This is a genomic window from Salinicola lusitanus (assembly GCF_038648475.1).
In the GTDB taxonomy this organism is placed as follows: domain Bacteria; phylum Pseudomonadota; class Gammaproteobacteria; order Pseudomonadales; family Halomonadaceae; genus Salinicola; species Salinicola lusitanus.
Map to the genome: position 1 here is coordinate 756,772 of NZ_CP151919.1, position 19,440 is coordinate 776,211.

The window sequence follows — 19,440 nt, forward strand, 5'->3', positions numbered from 1 at the left end:
CTGTGGGGAGGAGGAAGCATCACGATGGCATTTTTACCCGTGAAGGACACACCTGATCGCTACGGCAGAATCAGCCGATGGTTACACTGGGGAATCGGCGCGCTGCTGCTTTGGCAACTTGGCGGGATGGCAGCAAAAATATTATGGGGACACCCACAGTGGGTACAAGCCTGGCTTTCGACCCATCAACCCCTGGGCACGCTGTTGATGGGCTTGATTGTACTTCGCGCACTTTGGGCACTATTCAACTTACGCCACCGCCCAGCTCACGTCGGCAAGTTAGCCAAAATCGCGACTTTGTCGCACTTATTGCTCTATCTGCTAATGCTGGGAATACCGGCTCTCGGGCTCTACATGACCTGGCTCGGTGGTCAGCCCTTCGCACCTTTCGGCATACCTTTATTCGACGGCGGAAGCACCCAAGGTCCTCGGATGATGCAGGCTCGCCAGTGGCATGTCTGGCTTGGCTGGACCCTGCTGGCGCTGATTGTCGGTCATGCCGGTATGGCACTGCTTTGGCACGGCCTGATACGCCGGGATGGTACTCTTAGCCGCATAGCCGGGCCCCGGCGCCGCTGATCTAGCGTCAGTTCGAAGCAAGATTTCGAAGATATTCGGATGAAATAATTGGTAAAGCTCCCTGTTTCCAATCTTTTGATCCTCTTGAAGAGTCGATGGATCGGACCGAAAATACTTGTCGGACTCAGGGAGACTCATGCAGGAAACCACGAATGCCGTCTCATCGTCATAGGTGTGACGTATCCATCATGGTTTGAGGGATTCTAGTCGGTGTCCTTTATAATTCGATAGTTTGCATATGGATCCCGTGCGATCGTGTTAGACAATGCGGCCTTTCCCGATCCTTATGTTCGTCAAAATGCAGGACAAATGCAGCTATCATTCGGAAATTGGAAGACTCACTCGCCAAATAAGCTAACCAGTGCCGCTCTGCTGGTCGGTTCTTCAAGATTTATTTGCTGGCAACACGGCATCCCCTTCCCTCTACCGACTACCGGCTACCGGCTACCGGCTACCGGCTATAGAAATATCATTTCCTATGCACCAAACCTTTTCAGTCATTTTAAACACCGTTAGTGGTCTGAATCTTCGAGCAGATTCGAGAAACGTTCGAAATACAGAGAGGCTATAAAGAAACAGAGTTTAACATAAGTGGTGCTATCATAGGTCGGACGAGGTGTCGTGGCATGAACATCTGAAGATCTATCTAATTTGGTGAAAGGATTGCAATGTGATAGAACAAGCAGAACCGCAAAGAAAACATTCACTTAGTGCAATTGACTTACGCCATCCCATTACCGGATTCGCTTTTCAAGTTTATCCATCAATATTCGTATCGTTTTCAGCTCCAGTTCAGATTCGTCGCACATACTTAGGCTGTACCAACTTTTAGGAGATTGTCATGAACCGTGGAATTCAAGCATTGACCTTAGCGCTTGCCGTGGCTATCACTGCCCCCGCCTTTGCCGCTCCGGGACATCAAGATACAGCGAACAAGATATTACAAGAAGGTATCTCTTCTACCCAGCAGTTAGCGAGCACCTCCGTTCGCTACCAAGTCCCGGTTGATCGGGCTGGGAAGCTTTACTTAAGCAGCGAACACCTTGCCAGCGATTCAGGCCAATCAATGGTAATCGAAGCTGCATTATACAACTCTGCTGATCAGCTACTAGCTAGCGACACCGACAACAGTGGACACTTCATGATCACCGAGGACGTAACACCGGGGCAGTACTACCTTGAGATAAAAGGTTCTGCACTGGGCAGTGTCAACGAGTCAAACAGTCGTTACAACATACACATGGGATTTGAATAGCTGTCGGGTCCCGTGTGATTAACCACCCGCCTGGTAAATAAGTCAGGCCGTTTAGTCTGCCATTCTTTCATCATCGCAATAGGTGATTGATGGTGCAGTGCCTTCTGCGGGATGTGGTGATTGTACAGCCAGGTATAGCGTTTCAGCGTCTGTTCCAGGTCCTCGCCTGAGGCATAGCGCCGAGTCGCCAGCACGTCGCTGATGCGGCCGTTGAAGCGCTCCACCATGCCGTTCGTTTGCGGCTTTCCCGGCTTGATCAGGCGGTGTTCAATGTCATGTGCCTGGCACTCCTGGTCAAATGGATGCCGGCCGCTGGGCTTGCGCTCACCTGCACGTGTGAAGCGATCGGTAAAGGATTTGCCGTTGTCAGTCAGCACCGTCTGGATCTTGAAGGGCGCCTTCTCTTCCACCTGCTTCATGAACGCGCGAGCATCCTTCGCGGACTGACTGCTTCGGATCTCCAGATACACCCAACGCGTGGCGCGATCGATGGCGACGTACAGGTAGCGTTTTTGCTCCTCATCGGGCATCTGAGGCAGGTGCTTGATGTCGATGTGCACATACCCCGGTTCGTAGTCTTTGAAGGGCTTGTGCCTCGGCTTCTCGTCATCTCCGACGTCCTGCCGAGCCAGTTCCGCTAGTGTCGGCACGTCGCGCCGCTGGAGCATGCGATGCAGGCCGGAGCGAGACAACCGGGAGTTCAGGAACTCACGCGCCACGACGAGGAGATCATCCAGACCGAGGCGAAGGAATTCGCGCGCTGCGATCAGCACCTCCTCCTGCTCGGGCGTGAGCGTGGCCAGCAGGTTGTGACGCGTGTGCGATCGATCATGGACATCGTCACGGTACCGCCAGCGCCGTATGGTCGTGGTGGCGACACCATACTGGCGGGCCAGCTTGCTATCCGTGATGCTGGAGGGCGCTGCCTGGATCTCGGCACGGATCTTCGGTGTCGTGGTCGCTTGTTTATGCAGCTTGATGTCCATGAACTTGCTCCCGGATGAATTGCTGAAGAAGCTCCCTCGCTGCTAGCAGAGGATAACTTCTATAGGCGATCTGATCATCCGGGACCCTACAATCAAGCAATAATGGAGTGAAGAATCAGATAATGATTCAGCTTTTTTTCAGGCTCATCACACACACTTGTACTGCACCAATCATTTAGGAGTATATCATGAAAAGCAGAATCAAAGTGTTGATCCTAGCAATTGCGGTAGCCGCTACCGCTCCGGTTTTTGCTGCACCGGGACACGAAGAAGCCGAAGGCAAAATACTCAAAGAGGGCGTCTCATCTTCTCAGCAACTAGGAGGTAGCCCAGTCCGCTATCAGATCCCCGTCGCCAGAACAGGAAAACTGTATTTGAGCAGTGAACACCTTGCGAGCGAATCAAATCGAACGATGGCCATAGAAGCCTCTTTGTACTCGCCTTCTGGCCAACTTCTTGCTAAAGATTCTGACAGCAAAGGGCACTTCACACTCAATGAAAGTGTGGACCCCGGAACCTATTACTTAGATATAAAAGGATCGTCTCTTGGTAGCGTTAACGATTCTGATAATCGTTACAACATCCACATGGGCGTCAAATAGAGACTAAAAAGTCAAAGGCACTTTTCGCCAAGCCCAAAAGGGCTTGGCATTAAAAATGCCCGACCTCCATTATTATAAAAAAACAGCCTGCTCTTAGCGAAAACAACACAAATTCTTTATGATACAGCACCGGCTTTTCCAAACAGACATGTGGGGCAACCATTATATTTGAAATAACCAGCTATCTCGGCCTTTTTTTTACGGCTTTGGGGGCAGCGACACTACTGCCAATGCAATCAGAGGTAGTGCTTATGGCCATGTTGTTTTCAAATAAATACCTCATCCCACTTTTGCTACTGGTCGCAACATTAGGAAACGTGCTTGGCTCCGCTATCAATTGGTACATAGGTCGCCACATAGACCAGTACAGCCATAGACGATGGTTCCCATGTAAAAAGGAAAAACTTGATAAGACTCGGGCTATCTATCTACGCCATGGACGATGGGTTCTTGTGCTAAGTTGGATGCCAATCGTTGGTGATCCTTTAACTATAATAGCGGGCTTCATGCGTGAACCTCTTTGGAGTTTCCTTTTGATCGTCACATTTGCCAAAGGTCTGCGCTACCTCGTAATCGCAGCTATTGCAACAACGTGACCCCTCCGAAGAGGGGCTGGGTTGAGGTCAATGTGAGCGTCAAGCGACCAACTGACGGGCCAGCTCCATTTCGACCGACTCGCCATCGTTGTTGAGCGCATCGAGCCCGGACTCGGGGATGTCCCCGGACGTGCTCTGCGCCACGGCGATCTTGCTGGCCATCAGTCGCAGACAGGCGATCTGTGAGGTCTCGGCGTAGCCGAAGAACAGCACACGCACCGCCCGGTGCTGACCGATACGCCACGAGCGCCGAGCCGCTTGCTGCAGCGTGTATACGTTCCAGCCGGTCTGCATGAACGCGATCGTCGGGAAGTCGAGAAGATCCAGGCCGGTTTTCACCAGCTCCGGGTTGGTGATCAGTACATCGATCCCTTTCTCGACCTGATCCGCGATCCAATCTTCCCGCCGACTGGTGTCGACGCTCGAGCGCAGCACGGCCACCTTCAGCCCCGCCTGCTCGAGCACCCGCTTCAGGCGACTCGTCGTGTCGCGCTTGCCGGTGTAGGTGGAATAGACCAGCACCTTGCGGCCCTGGGCTTTCTCCGACCGACATAGCTCGACCAGCTCGTCCTCCTTCGGCATCGTCGACGTCTCGTCGAAGATCGACTTAGTGAAGTTGATCAGCTCCCGCGAGCGCGGGTGCTTGACCGTCTCCGGCCGAAAACAGCAGTCAGGCCACGCCAGCAACACGTTGAGCACCACGCCCAGCAGTGTGGTGTCCTTGCGTGCCAGCGCCTCTTTCAACGCCTGTGTCAGCTCTCCAGAGAGCCTCTCATAGGCGCTGGCCTGGCCGGACGACATCGGGACTTCCACGAACTCCTCGTCATACGGTGGCAGTACATCGCCACCGATGTCCTTGAGCTTGAGAAAGACCGTGAAGGGCAACACGTAGCGCAGTATGCCCTTGGGACCGAAACCTGGTGCCTTCACCGTGCGCACCGAGGTTTTCCGCCCCTTCGCCGTCTTGTGTCCAGCGCCCTCGCGCTCCGAGTAGATGTCTTTGAGAACACCGTGCTCGCGCATGAAGGCCATGGACGCCGCTCCCAAAGAATTGCTCTGGGGACGGTAGCCGTCTTCGATCATCACCGGCGTCAGGATCCGGAAGAGCAGGTAGAACAGATCGTCCGCGTAGCCGCCCATCAGCGTGCCGGTCAGCAAAAGCGTCTTGCGTGCCTTTGCTGCCAGTACGCCCATAGCCTGGCCTTGGGCCGATCCTGCGTTCTTGTACTCATGCCCCTCGTCGACGATCAGCAGGTCGAAGAACTGATCGGGCAGGTAGCGCTTCACGAATTCGCTCGGCTGGAAACCGCCCTCACCGAAACCGAACTCGATATTCGCCATCGCCCGCTCCATTCTCGTCGCCTGTCGATCGTTGAACACCAGGTCGCCGTTCTCGTCCATCAGGTTGATGAACTCGTGCACGTTGTCGGCCAGCATCGACGAGAGAAACCCCTCGCCGAACTGGTCGATCAGTTTCTCCGATGTCACCTTGCCGATCGTCGGAATGCGCTGCAGCGCCTTGAGCACCGAACGACGGCGGGCATCCCCTCCGGGCTGCCGCTGTCGTATGAGTGTCCAGAGCTGGCCACCGCATCCGGTGCATGCTTGCTGACGCTCGGTCTGCTGAAACAATTCGAACCGAATCGGCTCATTGTCGTTGTCGAGGATCATGCGGCCGCAGTCCGGACACGCGGCGAGGCGACCGGCAATGGTACGCTTCGGGGTGGCCACCGGGATCCAGTGAAACCCCATTCGCATCCGCACGCGCCCCAGCACGAAGAACTCCGGCCGGCTACCGTCTGGCTGTCCCAGTTGCTCCCTCAGCTTGAGCAACTTCGCCAGCGTGTCCGGCCCATTAAGTACCCAGACCCGAGCCTCGGGCACCGTCTCGAGGATCTCGCGCCGCCACTTGTAGACCAGGTGCGGCGGAGACACGATCAACGATCGACGATAGCCTTCGGTCGCCATCACGGCGGCGACGGCGATCGCCATCATCGTCTTGCCGGTCCCCATCTCGGCGTTAATCACGCCGGCACGCTCGTTCTGATCCAGCAGCAGCGCGCAGATCGCGTGAACGACATCCGCCTGTGCCGGAAACGGCTGGCGTGCCAGCGCGTTCATCACCGCCTGTCGCGCCAGGTTCCCTCGGCCGTCGTAGACCGGAGGGTGGGTGTGGTTGAGCGTATCCAGAAGTCCGTCGCCGAACTCATCGATGAAATCGTTGAGCGCGATGACGTTATCCGGTGCTGTGCATTGCATGTTCATGTCCGTCTCCAATGAAAACGGGCAGAACACGACCCCACGGGCGATGTTCTGCCCGTAGGGGTTGGCTCGCTCTATGAGCGTGCGTGGTGGTTTATGCCGTCTCGGCGTCCGAGTCGGTGGGTTCAGATTGTGCAGGAGCATCCTGCGCCGGCGTCGAGGTGATCGTGAACAATCGCCCCTTGTCGGGAGAGTCCGGCGTCACGTCCCAGGCCATGATGGCCGGCACGAAACGATCGGTCAGAATCCGACGCTCGCTGATGTTGCCATCGGCGTCTTCGTCGAACTCGACCTTCGAGGACTTCTCTTTGAAGGTGTCGCCCTTCACGACCAGTTGACGCCCCGAACGCGAGGTCACGATGCCCGATATGCCTCCCGCTGCCAGCGACAGCGCGAGGTGCCAGCTCGAAAGCCGGCGCAGCGGACGTCGTTGTGTAACCCCATCGGTCCAGAACGCGAGGTTGAAATCGGGCCATAGCCCGCCCAGCTGATCGATCTCCTGCTTCAGCTGCTCGGGTTCCAGCGACACGCGGTAGCAGTGTGGCGCGCTGCCGATCGCCGGCGGCACATCATAGAGACCATCACACCAGATCGAAGGCAGCGGCTCGGGCTTGAACTCTCCCAGCCCGATTTGCTGCAACATCTGCCTGATCGTTTTGGCCCTATCGTTTGCCAGTAGTGCATTGCGCTTCGTGCGAACGCCAAAGACGACGACCTGCTTGAAGGTATCGACCGCGGCCTCGAACGCAGTGACGCGATCGAAGTGCTGGCTGACCCAGCTCGACAGCTCATCGTCGAAGACGTAGTGCGGCACGATCATTACCAAGATCCCGCCGTACTGCAGAAGGTGCACACAGCGCTGGTAGAACAGCTTCTCCAGGCGCTGCCTGCCCTTGCCGGCATACCCCTTGCTGCCGCCGGTTTCACTGACGAGATCGCCGTAAGGTGGGTTGAAGAACATCATCCCGAACGAGCGTGGCGAGATGACGGTATCCATCAGGTCCGACTGAATGCCGACATCGACCAGGCTCTGCATGTGACGCGCTCGCTCGAGATCGAACTCGATGCCGTAGGTGTCGGTTCGTTCCCGGCCCAGCCGGTGAGCGCTTTCCAGAATCGCATGGCCTTCGCCAGCGCACGGATCCAGAATGCGCACCCGCTGGTCGTGCGAGGTGCCCAGTGCCTGGAGGACACGATCAATCGTGTCCTCGTCGGTCGGGTAGTAGCCGTTCTTGGCGAAGTTGCGCGCCAGGCGTGGAAACATCAGAGCCATGATGGCCTCCTGGGTTCATTGCGTGGCGAGATCGCCGGAGTGAATGAGATGACCGATAGCGTCCTGAACGCTGGCCAGCGAGAGATCGATCCAGACACCGGATAGGCGCTCGGACGTCTGATCGAGCATGCGTATCGCGCCCTGCTCGAGGAGCAGTTGAACGACCGTGGGGCGCCAGTGATCCAGCAACGGAAACGCGGCGAGATCCCGCAGACGCGACCAGAGCATCACGCTCTTGTCCTGTCGCGAGTCGCGTTCGTTGAAGATCGCGTAGCACTGTCGATGCGCTCGATCCGGATCCTGACAGCGCTGGTCGAACAGCCAGAGGTTCAGCAGGCTGCCGAACCGCGTCTGCCGATAGGTCCGCGTCGTACGTTTGGCCATGCGCTCACGGTCCAGCTGTAGAGCGACCGACTGGCCATCTCGCTGGAGCGTGATCCCCGTCCAGCCACCTTCGGCGATCGGCAGGGTCAGCTTGGCCATCAGTTCGTGAATGGCAGTATCCCGCCCCCACAGGGACAGGAAGACCGCGCGGTCGCCATCGGCGACATAGCTATCCAGAAAAAGCTCCGGCGCCTCCTCGAGACGCCAGAGCGGGGTTGCAGGTGACATGCTGCCTCCATCGACAAGGATGGGGACGAGCTGCCCCCAGGGGCAGTCATCGCCCCCGGGGGTTGAGTGTCAGATTCAAGCCGCTGCGGCAGCCGAATAGGTCCAGATTTGTGACGTGGCATCGAAGCGATAGCCCATCTGCTTCAGGCGAGTGACCTGGGCACGGAACGTGCCCCGATCGACCGTGGAATCCAGCTTGACGCTGTCACCCAATGGCCATTGGTGCCCGAACAGATCGATGTCCTGATCATCCACCTGCGGTCGGCGCTTCGGCTTGGCCTCGGCGCTTTCCTCTTGCAGTTGATCCGTCGATGCCGGCGTGCGGAATTCCTCGTGCGTCTGCTTGAGGAATTCCGCTGCCAGACGTGCCGCGCCAGTGGCGCGAAAGATGGCTTTCTTGTCCGCCTGCAGCACGCTGATCCAGCTGGCGATGTAGGCGGCGTCGAAGGCCTCGTTGCGAATACCGAAGTGCCCGCACAGAAAGGCCGAGCCCAGCTGCGCGACCAGCTCCTCGAGCGCGTAGCGTTCGGAACCGAACGGCTCGGGGTCGGTGATCCCGATGCGTGCCAGGCGCGTTTCGTGCCCGGTAGCATGGGTGAGTTCATGCAGTGCGACGCTGTAGTAGCTGTCCGCATCGTGAAACCGTTCTTTCGCGGGCAGCAGTACCCGATCCTGCCGTGGGTAATACGCCGCGTGTTCACGGTCCAGCGAGTGCGTGACCTTGATGCCACAGCCGTCGATGAAGTCGTCCAACGCATTCACGCTGTCGAAGCCCTCCACCGATGTCGGCGGCGGATTCATGACCTCCTCGGGAAGCCCGTCACACTGGTCCACATTGAAGAGATTGAATCCCCGCAGGATGGCGAAATGCTTCTCCCTAGGATTGCCCTCCTCGTCCAGCACGGGTTCGCCGGCGTCATCGACTATCTCGCGCTTCATGGGTTTGTAGAAGCACGCGAGAGTACTTTTCTCACCCTTGCGTACTGTGCCCCCGGCCTCTTTCGCTTGGCGAAAGGTGAGCCAGCGATCCTGGGAAAACCCGCGACCCTCGGCCTCGCCCCAGAGCAGAGGCACGTTGATGCCGCTGTACTGGCGACCGGAGACGGCGTTACAGGGTATGAGTGGCGTTCGGCGGGACGGATCCCAGGGCTGCCCGATACCGGGCAAATGCCCCTGCTCAAGACTTTCCAGAATCCGATCGGTGATTGCCTGGTAGATGTCGGCCATCGTCGAAACCTCATGATGACGACCGAGATGCCCCACCGGGAGCGAATCCCGGTCGGGGTGGAAGATGAAGAAAGCTCGGTGTGCCGGGCTCTGATTGATGTGGAATGTTGTGTGTTCAGGCAGCCAGGCGGTCATGGCCAGACAGCGAGAACACCATCGTCTGTTTGCCAAGTTGATGCTCCAACTCGACATGGACACCGACGAACAGCGGTAGCAACAACCCGCCGGTGCGATGCGGTGCCGCTATGTCAAAATCGAGCGATCGACTGCCTGCAGGCGCTTTCGTCAGCTCCTCTCGAGCCTGCTCCAGGAACGCATCGAGGCGTTCGACCCAGTGCAGGCCCTCGAGAGCCGAGTGCGATGTGCCAGCCGTCTCGAAGAGCGCGACCACCTCGTTGATGAGTGGCTGCTCCATCTGCACCATCACATCGCGACGATCGGGGCAGAGCCCGAGACGTTGTGCCTTGAGGGTGAGATCGATACGGACGTCGGGGTTGTGAGTGTTGCGAATCATGGATGCTTCTCCTTAAGAACGAAAAAAGGGGAAGCACCTCGCCCCATGGGGAAGGAAACTTCCCCATGGGTGGATACCGCTTGGTTTATGCCGGCAGAACGTGTGCCTTCCAGGTATGGCGGTGCGTGTTCACCTGACGGTGATCCACGACTTTGCCCTGGTCATTTCGGACTGGCTCCTTGACAACCACCGCCTCGCGCCCGAGAAACTCGAGCGCCACGGTATCGCCAACAGCCAGCGGGGTCTCACGCGCAACGCGCTTGAGATCGATCCCCCATACGGTCTTGTCGTCACCACGCTCGGACCGCAGCGTGATGTAGTAGCTGAGGCGGTTTGCCTCGTCGAACTGATAGGACGCGCTGCCATGGGCAACGATCTCTCCCTGATGTGTCGCGCCACGGCGATGAGAGGCCGATCCCTTCTTCACGGAATTGGACGTTTCATCGTCATTGCCAGAGGCGCCGCCGCCGCCGAAGCCGAAGCTGATGAAGCCAAGGCGCTTGAGGACCGCGAGCGCAACAAGCGTCAGCCAGATCCACCGAAGCGGCTCGGGCATCACATCAGGCAGCATGATCGGAATCAGTACGGAGAACAGCAGGGCTCGAGAGCCTTGGAAAGGATTCATGGTGCAGCTCCAGTGGATCGGGTCCAGGAGACACACCATCCCCCATCCGGGGGAAGTGTTCCCCCGGATGGGTGGTTCGGCGCAAAGCCGAAAATTCGGAAGTGGCATCCAGCTCAGGTGAGCGCCGTCTCTCGGGATGCGTTAACGGCTTCGGGAATTGCCCGAAGGCAAAGGGCGCTGCTGTTGCCGTCAGCAGCTAACGTGGTGCAGATTCAGTATGAAATGGTCGATAAAGCTGTGCAAGAGCTTCGGCGTCAGTCTGTGCTCCCGATTTTTAGGTGCTTTATGTTCAAGGTGTTACCCGTAACCAATCCATCGGTGGATTCCATCACACCGGAAGTTTTTACGCTGATCGTTCAGCCCGAATCTGAACGAGAGCGAGAAACTGTTCTTTTGGTCAACCGCGAAGAGCACCACGTCATTCGCGAAGGCGTTCTACTGTGTGCGCATGTCACATTTCACTACCAGGTGATCAGCCCGCGATCGATAGGAAGTAACAACCAAGGCGGCGAGTTTTCGGCCGCCTATGATTGCGGGTTCGTTCAAAACGATCCATGGGTCCGTCTAACTAGCGCTTCGGTCAATACGGGCGGGTACTGTGTCGTCGATCCTGGCTGGCTGGCCGGTCGTGGGATTGGCACGTACTTCATGAATCTGATCGTCCAGTGGGTCCAGCAATGGCCAGATGCTGGCGTGATGCCTATCCGACTGCTGGCTTCGGATGCGTCAGGGAAAAACCGGAAGCGGCGCAACCAGTTTTACGAGCAGTTCGGCATCTGCTTCAACTACGACTGCGAGGACAACAAATCCGGTAGCTCGCGACCCATGCAAGCCAGGGATCTATCACCGCTATTGGAAGAGAAACTGGAGACTCTATCCAGTAAGGTAATTCAAAAGCCCCTTGATGCTCAGATGAGCGAGATGGCGCAAGAGATCCAACTTCTCGAGATGGAAGTGTGGGGACTGAAAAATCAAGTGAAGCAGGGCTATGCCGAGATGGAGCGTGCATCGAGAGCGCCGTTTCTTTGGGCTGCGGCCACTCGTTGGACGAAATTCTGGAGAGGCTACTGAGGCAGAGCACCCTTTGGCCCTTTCCCTTGTCCATCCCTTTGGGGTTGGGGTAAACAATGGATAACCCCCTTCCCCTTACTCCCCCTTCCCTTACAGCCCTTTCGCCAGTGGCCTTTTTCCTTTCCCCTCGGCTAGTAGTCTATGCCGGTGACTATAGACAGACCGCCCATGATGCGCAAAAATATACGCATTATTAAGCATACCACAGCATGCTTTTCGGGAGGTGTTCATGGCTGGTCTGTTAGATAGGGTCGAGGAAGCCGTCTCCGTAACCGCTATGGCTCGCGGCTTCAGCGCCAAGCTGAGGGAAGTCTCCTCGCGCGAAACGGAGCGATTGCTGGTCTTCAAGGATAATCAGCCCGCTGCCGTTATCTTGAACGTCCAGGCATACCAGGAGATGCTGGATGAGCTCGAGGACTTGCGTGTAGAGGCCACGGCACGGGATCGAGTCGCTCGTTTCGATGAAGGTGATGCTCTCTCTCATGAGGCCATGCGCGCACGCTTCTCTCAGAAGGATGATTAAGCGTGTCCTGGACTGTCATCTATCATCCCGATGTTGAAGACGACTTGAATCGCCTAGGTGTATCTTCGGCGAACCGCATCCTTGACGTCATAGAAAACCGCATAAGAGACGGAGAACCCGACAAACTTGGTAAGCCGCTACGTGGACTACTGGCTGGCTGTCGCAGGATTCGCACTGGTAGCACGCGCATCGTTTATCGAGTTGACGGTGAGAATATCCAGGTCCTTATCGTGGCGGTCGGTGCCAGACGTGAGGAAGAAGTCTATGCCTCTGCAAAGAAGCGTGTTTGAAACGGGTGAGACGCCATGAAAAACCACTGACGGATGACATGGCGAGGTCCGTGAACTGAGCGACGGGGCTGTCCGTAGCATGCGTCCATGTCGGAAGTGCTGCCACAATCTCTCCAGAGGGCCATCGATCAACGTAGGATCCAACGCCCCCCACTAAGATGAAGACCTCAATGCAGCTGTCACCCGAGGTGGTACAGCACTTCAAGGATCAGGGGCCGGGATGGCAGACCCGTATCGATCAGGCTCTGTAACAGTACATACGTGAGCATGAGTAGTTGCGAAACCAGGGGCCCAAATTGCCCTGGAACAGGGAAAGCGCTACTGTAAAACCATATCTACCCCACCCGAATGGAGGCTCTCATGGGTCTCAAAAACTGGCTCTGGAACGATAACGCACGAAAGCTTTTCCACGCTCGAGACGCGGCTGGTGATGATGCAGCCAAGTCGTCACCTGGCCCGCGTGGTCAGGACCGGGCGAAAAAGCTAGCCAAGGGCTCTGCCGCGTTCTCCTCTGCCCTGCTGTTTGGGACCAACGAGTCTCAGGGACTGTTGCGGACTCTGGGAGAATCGTCCAAGCACTCTGATGGCAATCATGATCGACCTGCATTTGCTCCACCAGAAGCTAACTTGAACGACAGTCGCACAAACACATACTTCGGTGACTACTACGATTCGTTCGGGGTAGAGATCGAAGATTAAGAGGGCCGTCATTGACGGCCCTCTTTCCTATCACGTTGCCTTACTCTGAACCTTATCCGCTGCCTTGCTGCCAGCTTCGCGACCGGGCTTCGTGGCCTGATTCATCCCACTCGATATCGCATTCCCCGCGCCTGCGCCGGCCCATCCCATAACACCAACCCATAGTCCGGGTAGCACTACAAACATCATTCCGTTGACGAAACGCATCACCATCTTGTCGTTGGCATTCTCTACCCCAGCAAGCCAGCTCATCTTGGCGGCATCGCTACCGTACATCAGATCGATTAGGTGCGAGTCGAGCCATCGGGCCAGTTCCCACCAGAACGTCAGGAAGAACAACCCGAACAGGCCGAACATCGCAAGTGTAGTGGTCAACTAATTCCGGACAGTGAATTGAGTGTTGCTTCCGCTCGTGCGGGCGACATGCCGCCGTTGTACTGATGGGGTCGCTGTCGGTTGTAGCGCTCCATCAGATAGAAGCTGATATCTCGTAAAGCCTCTTGTGCTGACAGATAGCCGATCGCGGGCATCCACTCGCTCTTGTAGCTGCGGAACAGCCGCTCCATCGGTGCGTTATCCCAGCAGTTTCCACGACGGCTCATGCTCTGTTGTATCCGGTAGCGCCACAGTCGCTGACGGAAGACTCGGCTCGCATATTGACCGCCCTGATCTGAATGGAACAGCAGCCCCGGCGGCCTGCCTCGCTGCTCGAAGGCCCTGTCCAGCGCATTGATGACCAGGGCCGCGTCGGGGCGATTAGATAATGCCCATCCGACGACGCGTCGTGCATACAGATCCAGCACGACGGCCAGATAGTGCCAACGGTTCTGTACCCACACGTAGGTGATATCGCCACACCACACCTGATTGGGCGCGGTGACAGTAAACTGACGGTTCAGGCGGTTGGGAATATCGGGTCGCTCGACCGTCGCCCGTCGGTAGGCCGGTGGTCGCGGCTGTTGGCATATCAGATCCATCTCCTGCATCAGACGTCGGACCTTGAATCGTCCCACGTCGGCCCCGGATTCCCGCATCTGCATCATGATCGTTCGGCTACCCGCGGAACGCCGGCTCTGGTTGAACAGCTCTCTAACGGTTGCGCGCAACGTCAACCGCTCGATATCGACGCGAGATCGGCGAAGGCGATGTTCGTAATAGCTCGAACGTGCAATGCCAAAGGCGCTACAGACCATATTCACAGGCGCCTGCTCACTCAACTGGTCTATCAGCGCGTACGATCGAGATCGTCCGACATCAAGAGAGCGGTAGCCTTTTTTAGTATCGCTTTCTCCCGCTCCAGCCGGTTGATGCGGCTCTCGAGTTCCTGGATTCGCTGCTGCTCGGGCCTCAGCGCTTTTGACTTTGGCGTGACACCACCGCGCTCTGCCCGGAGCTGATCTATCCAGCGTCTCAGAGGCGTTTCGCCGACATCGACGGCGCGAGCGGCTTGAGCCACGGAGTAGCCCTGGTCAAGTACGAGCCCAGCGGCTTCCCGCTTGAACTCGGTGGAGAATGAACGACGTTTTCTGGCCATGGATCACCTCTACTTTGGTGGCGACGATACCACCTAAATGGGTGTCCGGTTTTAGTGAACCACTACAAAGTCCCGCAACCTTCACCGAATAGCCCGAGGCCACGGAGACAAACGGCAGGCAGATGATGATGGCCATCAGCATGATGCCCTGGATCATCGGCAGTGACTGTCTCAGGCTGTCCATACCCGCCTGGAACGGGATGGTCCCAAGGGCATTCCCGACCATGGCGGCAGTTGACGAAACATCATCGGTGATCCCGCCATCGAGACTACGATAGCCAATCGAGGCCTGCTCAGTGTTGCCGTTGGCCGCGCCCGAGCGTGGACTCACCATGCGACGGATCATGTACTCCTCGGCGGACGATCCCGTCGGGAAGAAACTTTGCATGCGCGACCAGAGCGTGGTGTCGACCTGGTCGACAAGCCGTGCGGCAATCCCCTCAGAGCTATCGCTCCACCATTCCCGGCAACTAGGATAGCCGGGCTGCCCAGGGCTGGTGCTCGGTCGCGCTTCGTCCCGACTTGCCTGGTAGGGAAAGCCTGGCATCGGTCGGGGTGCATAGAAGCTGTCGTAGTATCCGGCAGTGTTGAGAAAGTAGTCCGAGCCGAGCCAGTCGACGTCCTCGCTTGCAGCTTGATCCAGGCTCGTCCCGCTCTGGAACAGCTTGTTGCGTGCCGGGCCGAAGCATGCCAGTTGGAATTCGCCGACTTCACGCTTTAGCCCGGGGTCGGAGATCGAGGTCAGATCGAGGGCCGTGCGCACGGACTGATAATCCGTCGAGCAGGGGATCTTCGAGACAGCGACGTTGGTGATCCCCTTGGAAATTGAGTGCGTCAGCGCCCACCACATGGGCACCCTCGCCTGCTGGCCGTCGATCGACGTCATGGTCGACTCGCCCCATTGTCCGGACGACATCATGACCGTGCCGCACTGATCGGCGTGCTCCTGGTTCACGTTCACCGGATCCACGTTGAGCGTGAACACCGGAACGCAGGTGAAAGCCAGCACCAGCAGCATGACGTAGAGGCGAGACTCGATCCGGTTGAGCGAGAGCACGCCCTTGTTCCCCTCGTCGTCACCCTCCTGGCGTGCCCGGAACCATTCGCCGGCGACGAGCGCGATGAACGGCACCACCGCGATGCCGGTAGTGGTCAGGGCATCCCAGATACCATTGTTCACCCCCCACCCCAGGGCGAGCATGGTGCCTTCCATGTAGTCATTGACCGCAAACGTCGCCATGTCAGACTCCCCACCAGATGAACAGGTTGTATCCCTCGATCAGCACGACGACGATCAGGATCATGCGCTCGAGTTTGCGCAGGAGCAGCCGCCCCTGTTCGCCGCCGTCGCGATCCTCGGCGACGCGCTCGAGGAGGCGTCGGCGACCATAGCGGATCCAGAAAAAGGCGAGCGTGCCGTAGAAGGCCAGGCGCCAGATCAGCAGCCAGGCGCGATGCTCTCCCAGGGCCACCTGAAATTCCTGAATGCCACCGTAGAGCCGCATGCCCACGGAGACGACCACACCGCCGGCGATGAAGGCAGCCACCAATCCGACCAGACCCAGAAGGAGGGGATGGCGTTTGAGCATCGACATCACCGCTCCCCCTTACTCGGTGTCGACGGGCGCGCCGCGACCGTCCAGCTGGCTACGTGGCGTGCTGTACTCGTCTTGCACCGAGCCGCTTGCCCGATTGGAGGCTCGGCGGAGGGCCGACATCGCGGCGCTGCTGGCCAGCGATTTGCGGATCTCCATCTCGCTCTGCAGCAGTTCGATGTCGCGGTTGAAGGCGTCTACCTTGCGATCCAGCGCAGTAATGCCTTCGGGATTGTTTTCGATGCCAGGATCGCTGGACCCGGCGATCAACGCGCGCCGCGCCCACATCGCCTTGGTCAATGTTCGGGCCAGTGCCATCTCGCTGGACAAACGCTGAGCCAGCAGCGGTCCCTGCGGGTCGGTACGCAGGGACTCGATCACGCCACGCGACACGGCCAGGCCGTTGCCTGCAGAGACGTCGTTGAGCTTCGACTGGGTAATCTCACCACCATTGATCATCCCGACGAGGGTCTCGTGGATGTTGCTCTGCTCCTCCTCGAGTTCGCGGATCAGCCCAGTGCCCGCGATGGTCTCCGATTTCTCGCAGCCATCACAGGAACGCAGCTCGGTGTCGCCGACGATCTTCTTGGTCCACTCGGCGGCATCGCTCGGTGAACCCCAAACGGTACACATGCCGCCCTGACAGTCGTTGCCGCTGCTGTCTGAACCGCCGTTGCCGCCGGCGATACCACCGCCGCCGACCCAATCCCCGCTCGAGGTTGCGACCGATCCCCAACCATCGCCGCCACCGGATACCGACTCGTCGCTCGTCGGATCGGTGCGGCCGTAAAGCAGGTTGTAGCCCGCCTTGGCCGTGTCCTCGACCACGCGCATCGGCTGCTGGCCACTGCCGCCGCGTTTCTGGCCACCCACCCAAGTCCGGCCAGCGTTGCCGGCCTGCGCCTCGGCTTCCTCCTGGGCCGCGACCGCATCGGTGTTGCCGGCCGCGATGTCCCGCCAGTTTTCGGCCATCGCGCCCTGCTGCATCTGGCCGCCGACCGTGGCATCGGCCAGTTGCTCTGACATACGCTGGCAGGAGAGCTTTGACTTGTCGAAATCGAGCCGCCCCTGCATGACACCATTGGTCAACAGATCGTAGAGCGCAGGGTTGGATCGCTGGATGATCATCGCCGGCAGGCTGGCCACCGCGCCGGTAGCGTTGGAGACCACGCTACCCATCATGTTCTGGAATCCGTTGGTGACACCGTTGAGCTGGTTACTCACCGTCGACCCCACGTCGAAGTTGCCGCAGGTCGCGTTGACATCCCAGCTGACGCCCATCCCGGTCATGCGTGGACTGTGGCTGAGCCCCGCCGAGGCGCCGAAGGGCGTGGCACCACCGATGTCGTAGTAGAGGCTGTCCGCCGATTGCGCCTGAGCCAGCATCGGTGTCGCCAGGGTCACCGAGAGGGTCAGCGGAAGTAGGGTTCGTTTCATGGCTTACTCTCCGGTGAAGTACAGCAGTTCCTGGCCCCGTTTCTTGCAACAGCGATAGGGTCGCCACAGCGCCCACGCATAGTCGCCCGGATCCTGCAGCTGATCGTTCTCGCCACCATCGGGGAAGGTCGAGCAGGACATGCGCATGTTGGGGGCCAGCTCCTGCCATTCGTGGGTCTCGAGATTGCCTTCCTTGACGGGATCCGGCCCCCAGATGCCGCTGCTGGGAGAATTGCGTGCGACGAGCGGCTGGTAGACGTGGGGCTGACCGCTGCGGGTCACGACATCGGCGGCACGCTGCGCCGCCGATGCGGCGACCTTGTAATCGTGGGTCTGGGAGACGAAGCCGCTACGTGGGTAGATCGGGCTCCACAGATCGCCGATGTCACCCATCTCGCGCATGCCCGGCGTCAGCGCCTCGGGGTAGGCCATCTCCGGCACGCCCGAACGCCAGGCCAGCGCATCAAGCGTGGAGATGAAGTACGGCATGAGCGGCTGCGAGTTGCTTTCACAGAACCAGCCGAAACCGCTGGCGAACTGGTAAAACAGCTCCGAGGGATGCCCGATCGCATCCACGTTCTTGAAATGCGTATTCGAGTGCTGCTGCGCGACGGACTCGCGCGCGGATCCACCGCCCAGGGCGTCGCCCGTGGGTGGTGAGAGCATCGCGACCTCGGTCCAGGGGTTATCGCCGGTGTTTTCGTAAGCGCTCACGACCAGCTCGGGAATGTAATGCTTGACGCGAACCGAGGTACGCACCGTGCAGCCCCAAGCCGAGCAGTAGAGCCAGGCGCACATGCCGATAACCTGGTAGTCGAGGCACTGGGTGCTCATCGATGATTGCAGGATCTCCGGCGTGGTGATCGCCCTCGCTCGGGGGGTACTCGTCATGCTGGCCAGCCCAACTAGCAGCGCAAGGGCAAATGCCACCGGCAGCGTGGTGAGAGAACGCATCATCGTTGATCTCCCCTCGCCTGCTCGATCTCCTCGAGCGCGCGCTCGACGTCCGGCTCGCCGTAAACCACGTACTGGCTGTCGACGACAACCGCCGGCACTTTCTCGATGCCTAGCATCCAGGCGCGGGCCACCCCCTGATAGAGCCGTCCATAGTCCTGAAGCGTCCGCTGCCACTCGGGGTCGCTCATGCGTGATTGCAGCACCTGCTTCGCGCGGGACGGATCAGCGGGAAGATCCTGCGAGATCAGGGCATCAAGGCGTCCCGGCGCATCCAGCTCGACCACGGCGGCGAATGTCGGGACGTTGACGACCGGCTCGCCGGCGGTCGTGAACACCTCAACGCCGGCGGAGGCAGCATGGCTCCAGGCCAGAAGGCAAAGCGATGACACCACGGCAAGTGGCCACAGCTGAGGAAAGGAGGACATAAATGGGCTCCCACGGCGGTATAAGCACACAGGTGTACCGGGTGGGAGGCAGGTAGGCAGTAGAGAATGTTAAGTTCGATGGAGGGGTATTCTCGCAAGCAGCTCTCGAGCCAAGTGCCAAAGCATGAATCAATGACAAGCTCGGCGATTTCTGCTAGTATAGAAGGTGCTTTTACGCGAAAAAGCGGCAAGCCCGGTGTATAGCCAGGCTCCCTATTAGATTGGTGGGATTTAATCCGCATGTTTGTTGGCATGCGGCGCAAACCCCCGCACCGCATGCCAACAAACATGCGGCTGCTTCTTGGTAAAAGCAACTGAAGTTTTTTATGAGTTTTAGTTAAAGCACATCTGCGTGGTGTGCTTTATTTTTTAACAAGC

23 protein-coding genes are annotated in these 19,440 nt (G+C 58.4%); 9 read left to right on the forward strand and 14 right to left on the reverse strand.

The window, feature by feature from the left end; translation table 11 throughout:
* Positions 1-24: 24 nt before the first annotated feature.
* A complete protein-coding gene (locus AAGT95_RS03465) occupies positions 25-579 on the forward strand; it encodes a cytochrome b (RefSeq protein ID WP_342595558.1) in 555 nt (184 codons plus the stop codon).
* An 841-nt stretch (positions 580-1,420) separates the two neighbouring features.
* A complete protein-coding gene (locus AAGT95_RS03470; RefSeq protein ID WP_164673685.1) occupies positions 1,421-1,834 on the forward strand; it encodes a hypothetical protein in 414 nt (137 codons plus the stop codon).
* Here AAGT95_RS03470 and AAGT95_RS03475 read toward each other — a convergent pair.
* Positions 1,807-2,820 (reverse strand): IS481 family transposase, encoded by a 1,014-nt coding sequence (locus tag AAGT95_RS03475; protein ID WP_342595559.1) that lies wholly within the window; start codon positions 2,818-2,820, stop codon positions 1,807-1,809. The two genes, AAGT95_RS03470 and AAGT95_RS03475, sit on opposite strands and share 28 nt — an antisense overlap.
* A gap of 188 nt (positions 2,821-3,008) precedes the next feature.
* Between AAGT95_RS03475 and AAGT95_RS03480 the strand changes: the two genes are divergently transcribed.
* Together AAGT95_RS03480 and AAGT95_RS03485 are read left to right on the forward strand one after the other, a co-directional pair.
* Positions 3,009-3,422, forward strand: coding sequence for a hypothetical protein (locus AAGT95_RS03480; protein ID WP_139284317.1), 414 nt, complete (start codon positions 3,009-3,011; stop codon positions 3,420-3,422).
* 257 nt (positions 3,423-3,679) lie between these two features.
* Complete coding sequence (locus AAGT95_RS03485) at positions 3,680-4,018, forward strand: YqaA family protein (protein WP_246837778.1); 339 nt, start codon at positions 3,680-3,682, stop codon at positions 4,016-4,018.
* Between the two features lie 39 nt (positions 4,019-4,057).
* On the opposite strand, the gene AAGT95_RS03490 is transcribed toward AAGT95_RS03485, so the two are convergent.
* The 6 genes from AAGT95_RS03490 to AAGT95_RS03515 form a co-directional block, all read right to left on the reverse strand.
* Positions 4,058-6,283 carry a DEAD/DEAH box helicase gene (locus tag AAGT95_RS03490; RefSeq protein WP_342595560.1) on the reverse strand — a complete coding sequence of 742 codons (2,226 nt, stop codon included), beginning with the start codon at positions 6,281-6,283 and terminating at the stop codon, positions 4,058-4,060.
* A gap of 91 nt (positions 6,284-6,374) precedes the next feature.
* Positions 6,375-7,553 (reverse strand): DUF6094 domain-containing protein, encoded by a 1,179-nt coding sequence (locus AAGT95_RS03495; RefSeq protein WP_075563550.1) that lies wholly within the window; start codon positions 7,551-7,553, stop codon positions 6,375-6,377.
* Between the two features lie 15 nt (positions 7,554-7,568).
* Positions 7,569-8,165, reverse strand: coding sequence for a hypothetical protein (locus tag AAGT95_RS03500; RefSeq protein ID WP_342595561.1), 597 nt, complete (start codon positions 8,163-8,165; stop codon positions 7,569-7,571).
* 75 nt (positions 8,166-8,240) lie between these two features.
* Positions 8,241-9,392, reverse strand: coding sequence for a DUF3275 family protein (locus AAGT95_RS03505; protein ID WP_342595562.1), 1,152 nt, complete (start codon positions 9,390-9,392; stop codon positions 8,241-8,243).
* 115 nt (positions 9,393-9,507) lie between these two features.
* On the reverse strand, positions 9,508-9,906 hold the full coding sequence (locus AAGT95_RS03510; protein WP_342595563.1) for a hypothetical protein: 399 nt from the start codon (positions 9,904-9,906) through the stop codon (positions 9,508-9,510).
* An 85-nt stretch (positions 9,907-9,991) separates the two neighbouring features.
* A complete protein-coding gene (locus tag AAGT95_RS03515; RefSeq protein WP_342595564.1) occupies positions 9,992-10,531 on the reverse strand; it encodes a hypothetical protein in 540 nt (179 codons plus the stop codon).
* 285 nt (positions 10,532-10,816) lie between these two features.
* On the opposite strand from AAGT95_RS03515, the gene AAGT95_RS03520 reads away from it, so the two are divergent.
* From AAGT95_RS03520 to AAGT95_RS03530, 5 genes are all read left to right on the forward strand, one after another.
* Entirely contained in the window at positions 10,817-11,602 is a 786-nt protein-coding gene (locus AAGT95_RS03520; protein WP_342595565.1) for a hypothetical protein, read from the forward strand.
* 229 nt (positions 11,603-11,831) lie between these two features.
* Positions 11,832-12,125 (forward strand): hypothetical protein, encoded by a 294-nt coding sequence (locus tag AAGT95_RS03525; RefSeq protein ID WP_342595566.1) that lies wholly within the window; start codon positions 11,832-11,834, stop codon positions 12,123-12,125.
* Positions 12,126-12,127: 2 nt separating this feature from the next.
* The gene (locus AAGT95_RS21625) at positions 12,128-12,415 is read left to right on the forward strand and encodes a type II toxin-antitoxin system RelE family toxin (protein ID WP_425356045.1); all 288 of its coding nucleotides are present in this window, start codon (positions 12,128-12,130) and stop codon (positions 12,413-12,415) included.
* A gap of 170 nt (positions 12,416-12,585) precedes the next feature.
* Positions 12,586-12,666: a BrnA antitoxin family protein gene (locus AAGT95_RS21630; RefSeq protein ID WP_425356065.1), complete on the forward strand. Its 81-nt coding sequence runs from the start codon at positions 12,586-12,588 to the stop codon at positions 12,664-12,666.
* A 109-nt stretch (positions 12,667-12,775) separates the two neighbouring features.
* A complete protein-coding gene (locus AAGT95_RS03530) occupies positions 12,776-13,114 on the forward strand; it encodes a hypothetical protein (RefSeq protein ID WP_342595567.1) in 339 nt (112 codons plus the stop codon).
* A 30-nt stretch (positions 13,115-13,144) separates the two neighbouring features.
* On the opposite strand, the gene AAGT95_RS03535 is transcribed toward AAGT95_RS03530, so the two are convergent.
* From AAGT95_RS03535 to AAGT95_RS03565, 7 genes are all read right to left on the reverse strand, one after another.
* Positions 13,145-13,489, reverse strand: a complete 345-nt coding sequence (locus AAGT95_RS03535; RefSeq protein WP_342595568.1) for a conjugal transfer protein TraG N-terminal domain-containing protein — start codon at positions 13,487-13,489, stop codon at positions 13,145-13,147.
* Positions 13,486-14,648 (reverse strand): IS3 family transposase gene (locus AAGT95_RS03540; protein ID WP_342595547.1). Its coding sequence is split into 2 segments (ribosomal slippage): positions 13,486-14,393 and positions 14,393-14,648, totalling 1,164 coding nucleotides; the frame shifts between segments, so codons are not numbered across the junction. The genes AAGT95_RS03535 and AAGT95_RS03540 overlap by 4 nt, the downstream gene beginning before the upstream one ends.
* Complete coding sequence (locus AAGT95_RS03545) at positions 14,584-15,888, reverse strand: conjugal transfer protein TraG N-terminal domain-containing protein (RefSeq protein WP_342595569.1); 1,305 nt, start codon at positions 15,886-15,888, stop codon at positions 14,584-14,586. Before AAGT95_RS03545 ends, AAGT95_RS03540 begins: the two co-directional genes overlap by 65 nt.
* Position 15,889: 1 nt before the next feature.
* Entirely contained in the window at positions 15,890-16,243 is a 354-nt protein-coding gene (locus AAGT95_RS03550; RefSeq protein WP_342595570.1) for a hypothetical protein, read from the reverse strand.
* 12 nt (positions 16,244-16,255) lie between these two features.
* Positions 16,256-17,680: a hypothetical protein gene (locus AAGT95_RS03555; RefSeq protein WP_342595571.1), complete on the reverse strand. Its 1,425-nt coding sequence runs from the start codon at positions 17,678-17,680 to the stop codon at positions 16,256-16,258.
* A 3-nt stretch (positions 17,681-17,683) separates the two neighbouring features.
* On the reverse strand, positions 17,684-18,637 hold the full coding sequence (locus AAGT95_RS03560) for a TIGR03756 family integrating conjugative element protein (protein WP_342595572.1): 954 nt from the start codon (positions 18,635-18,637) through the stop codon (positions 17,684-17,686).
* A complete protein-coding gene (locus tag AAGT95_RS03565) occupies positions 18,634-19,062 on the reverse strand; it encodes a TIGR03757 family integrating conjugative element protein (protein ID WP_342595573.1) in 429 nt (142 codons plus the stop codon). The genes AAGT95_RS03560 and AAGT95_RS03565 overlap by 4 nt, the downstream gene beginning before the upstream one ends.
* Between the last annotated feature and the right edge of the window lie 378 nt (positions 19,063-19,440).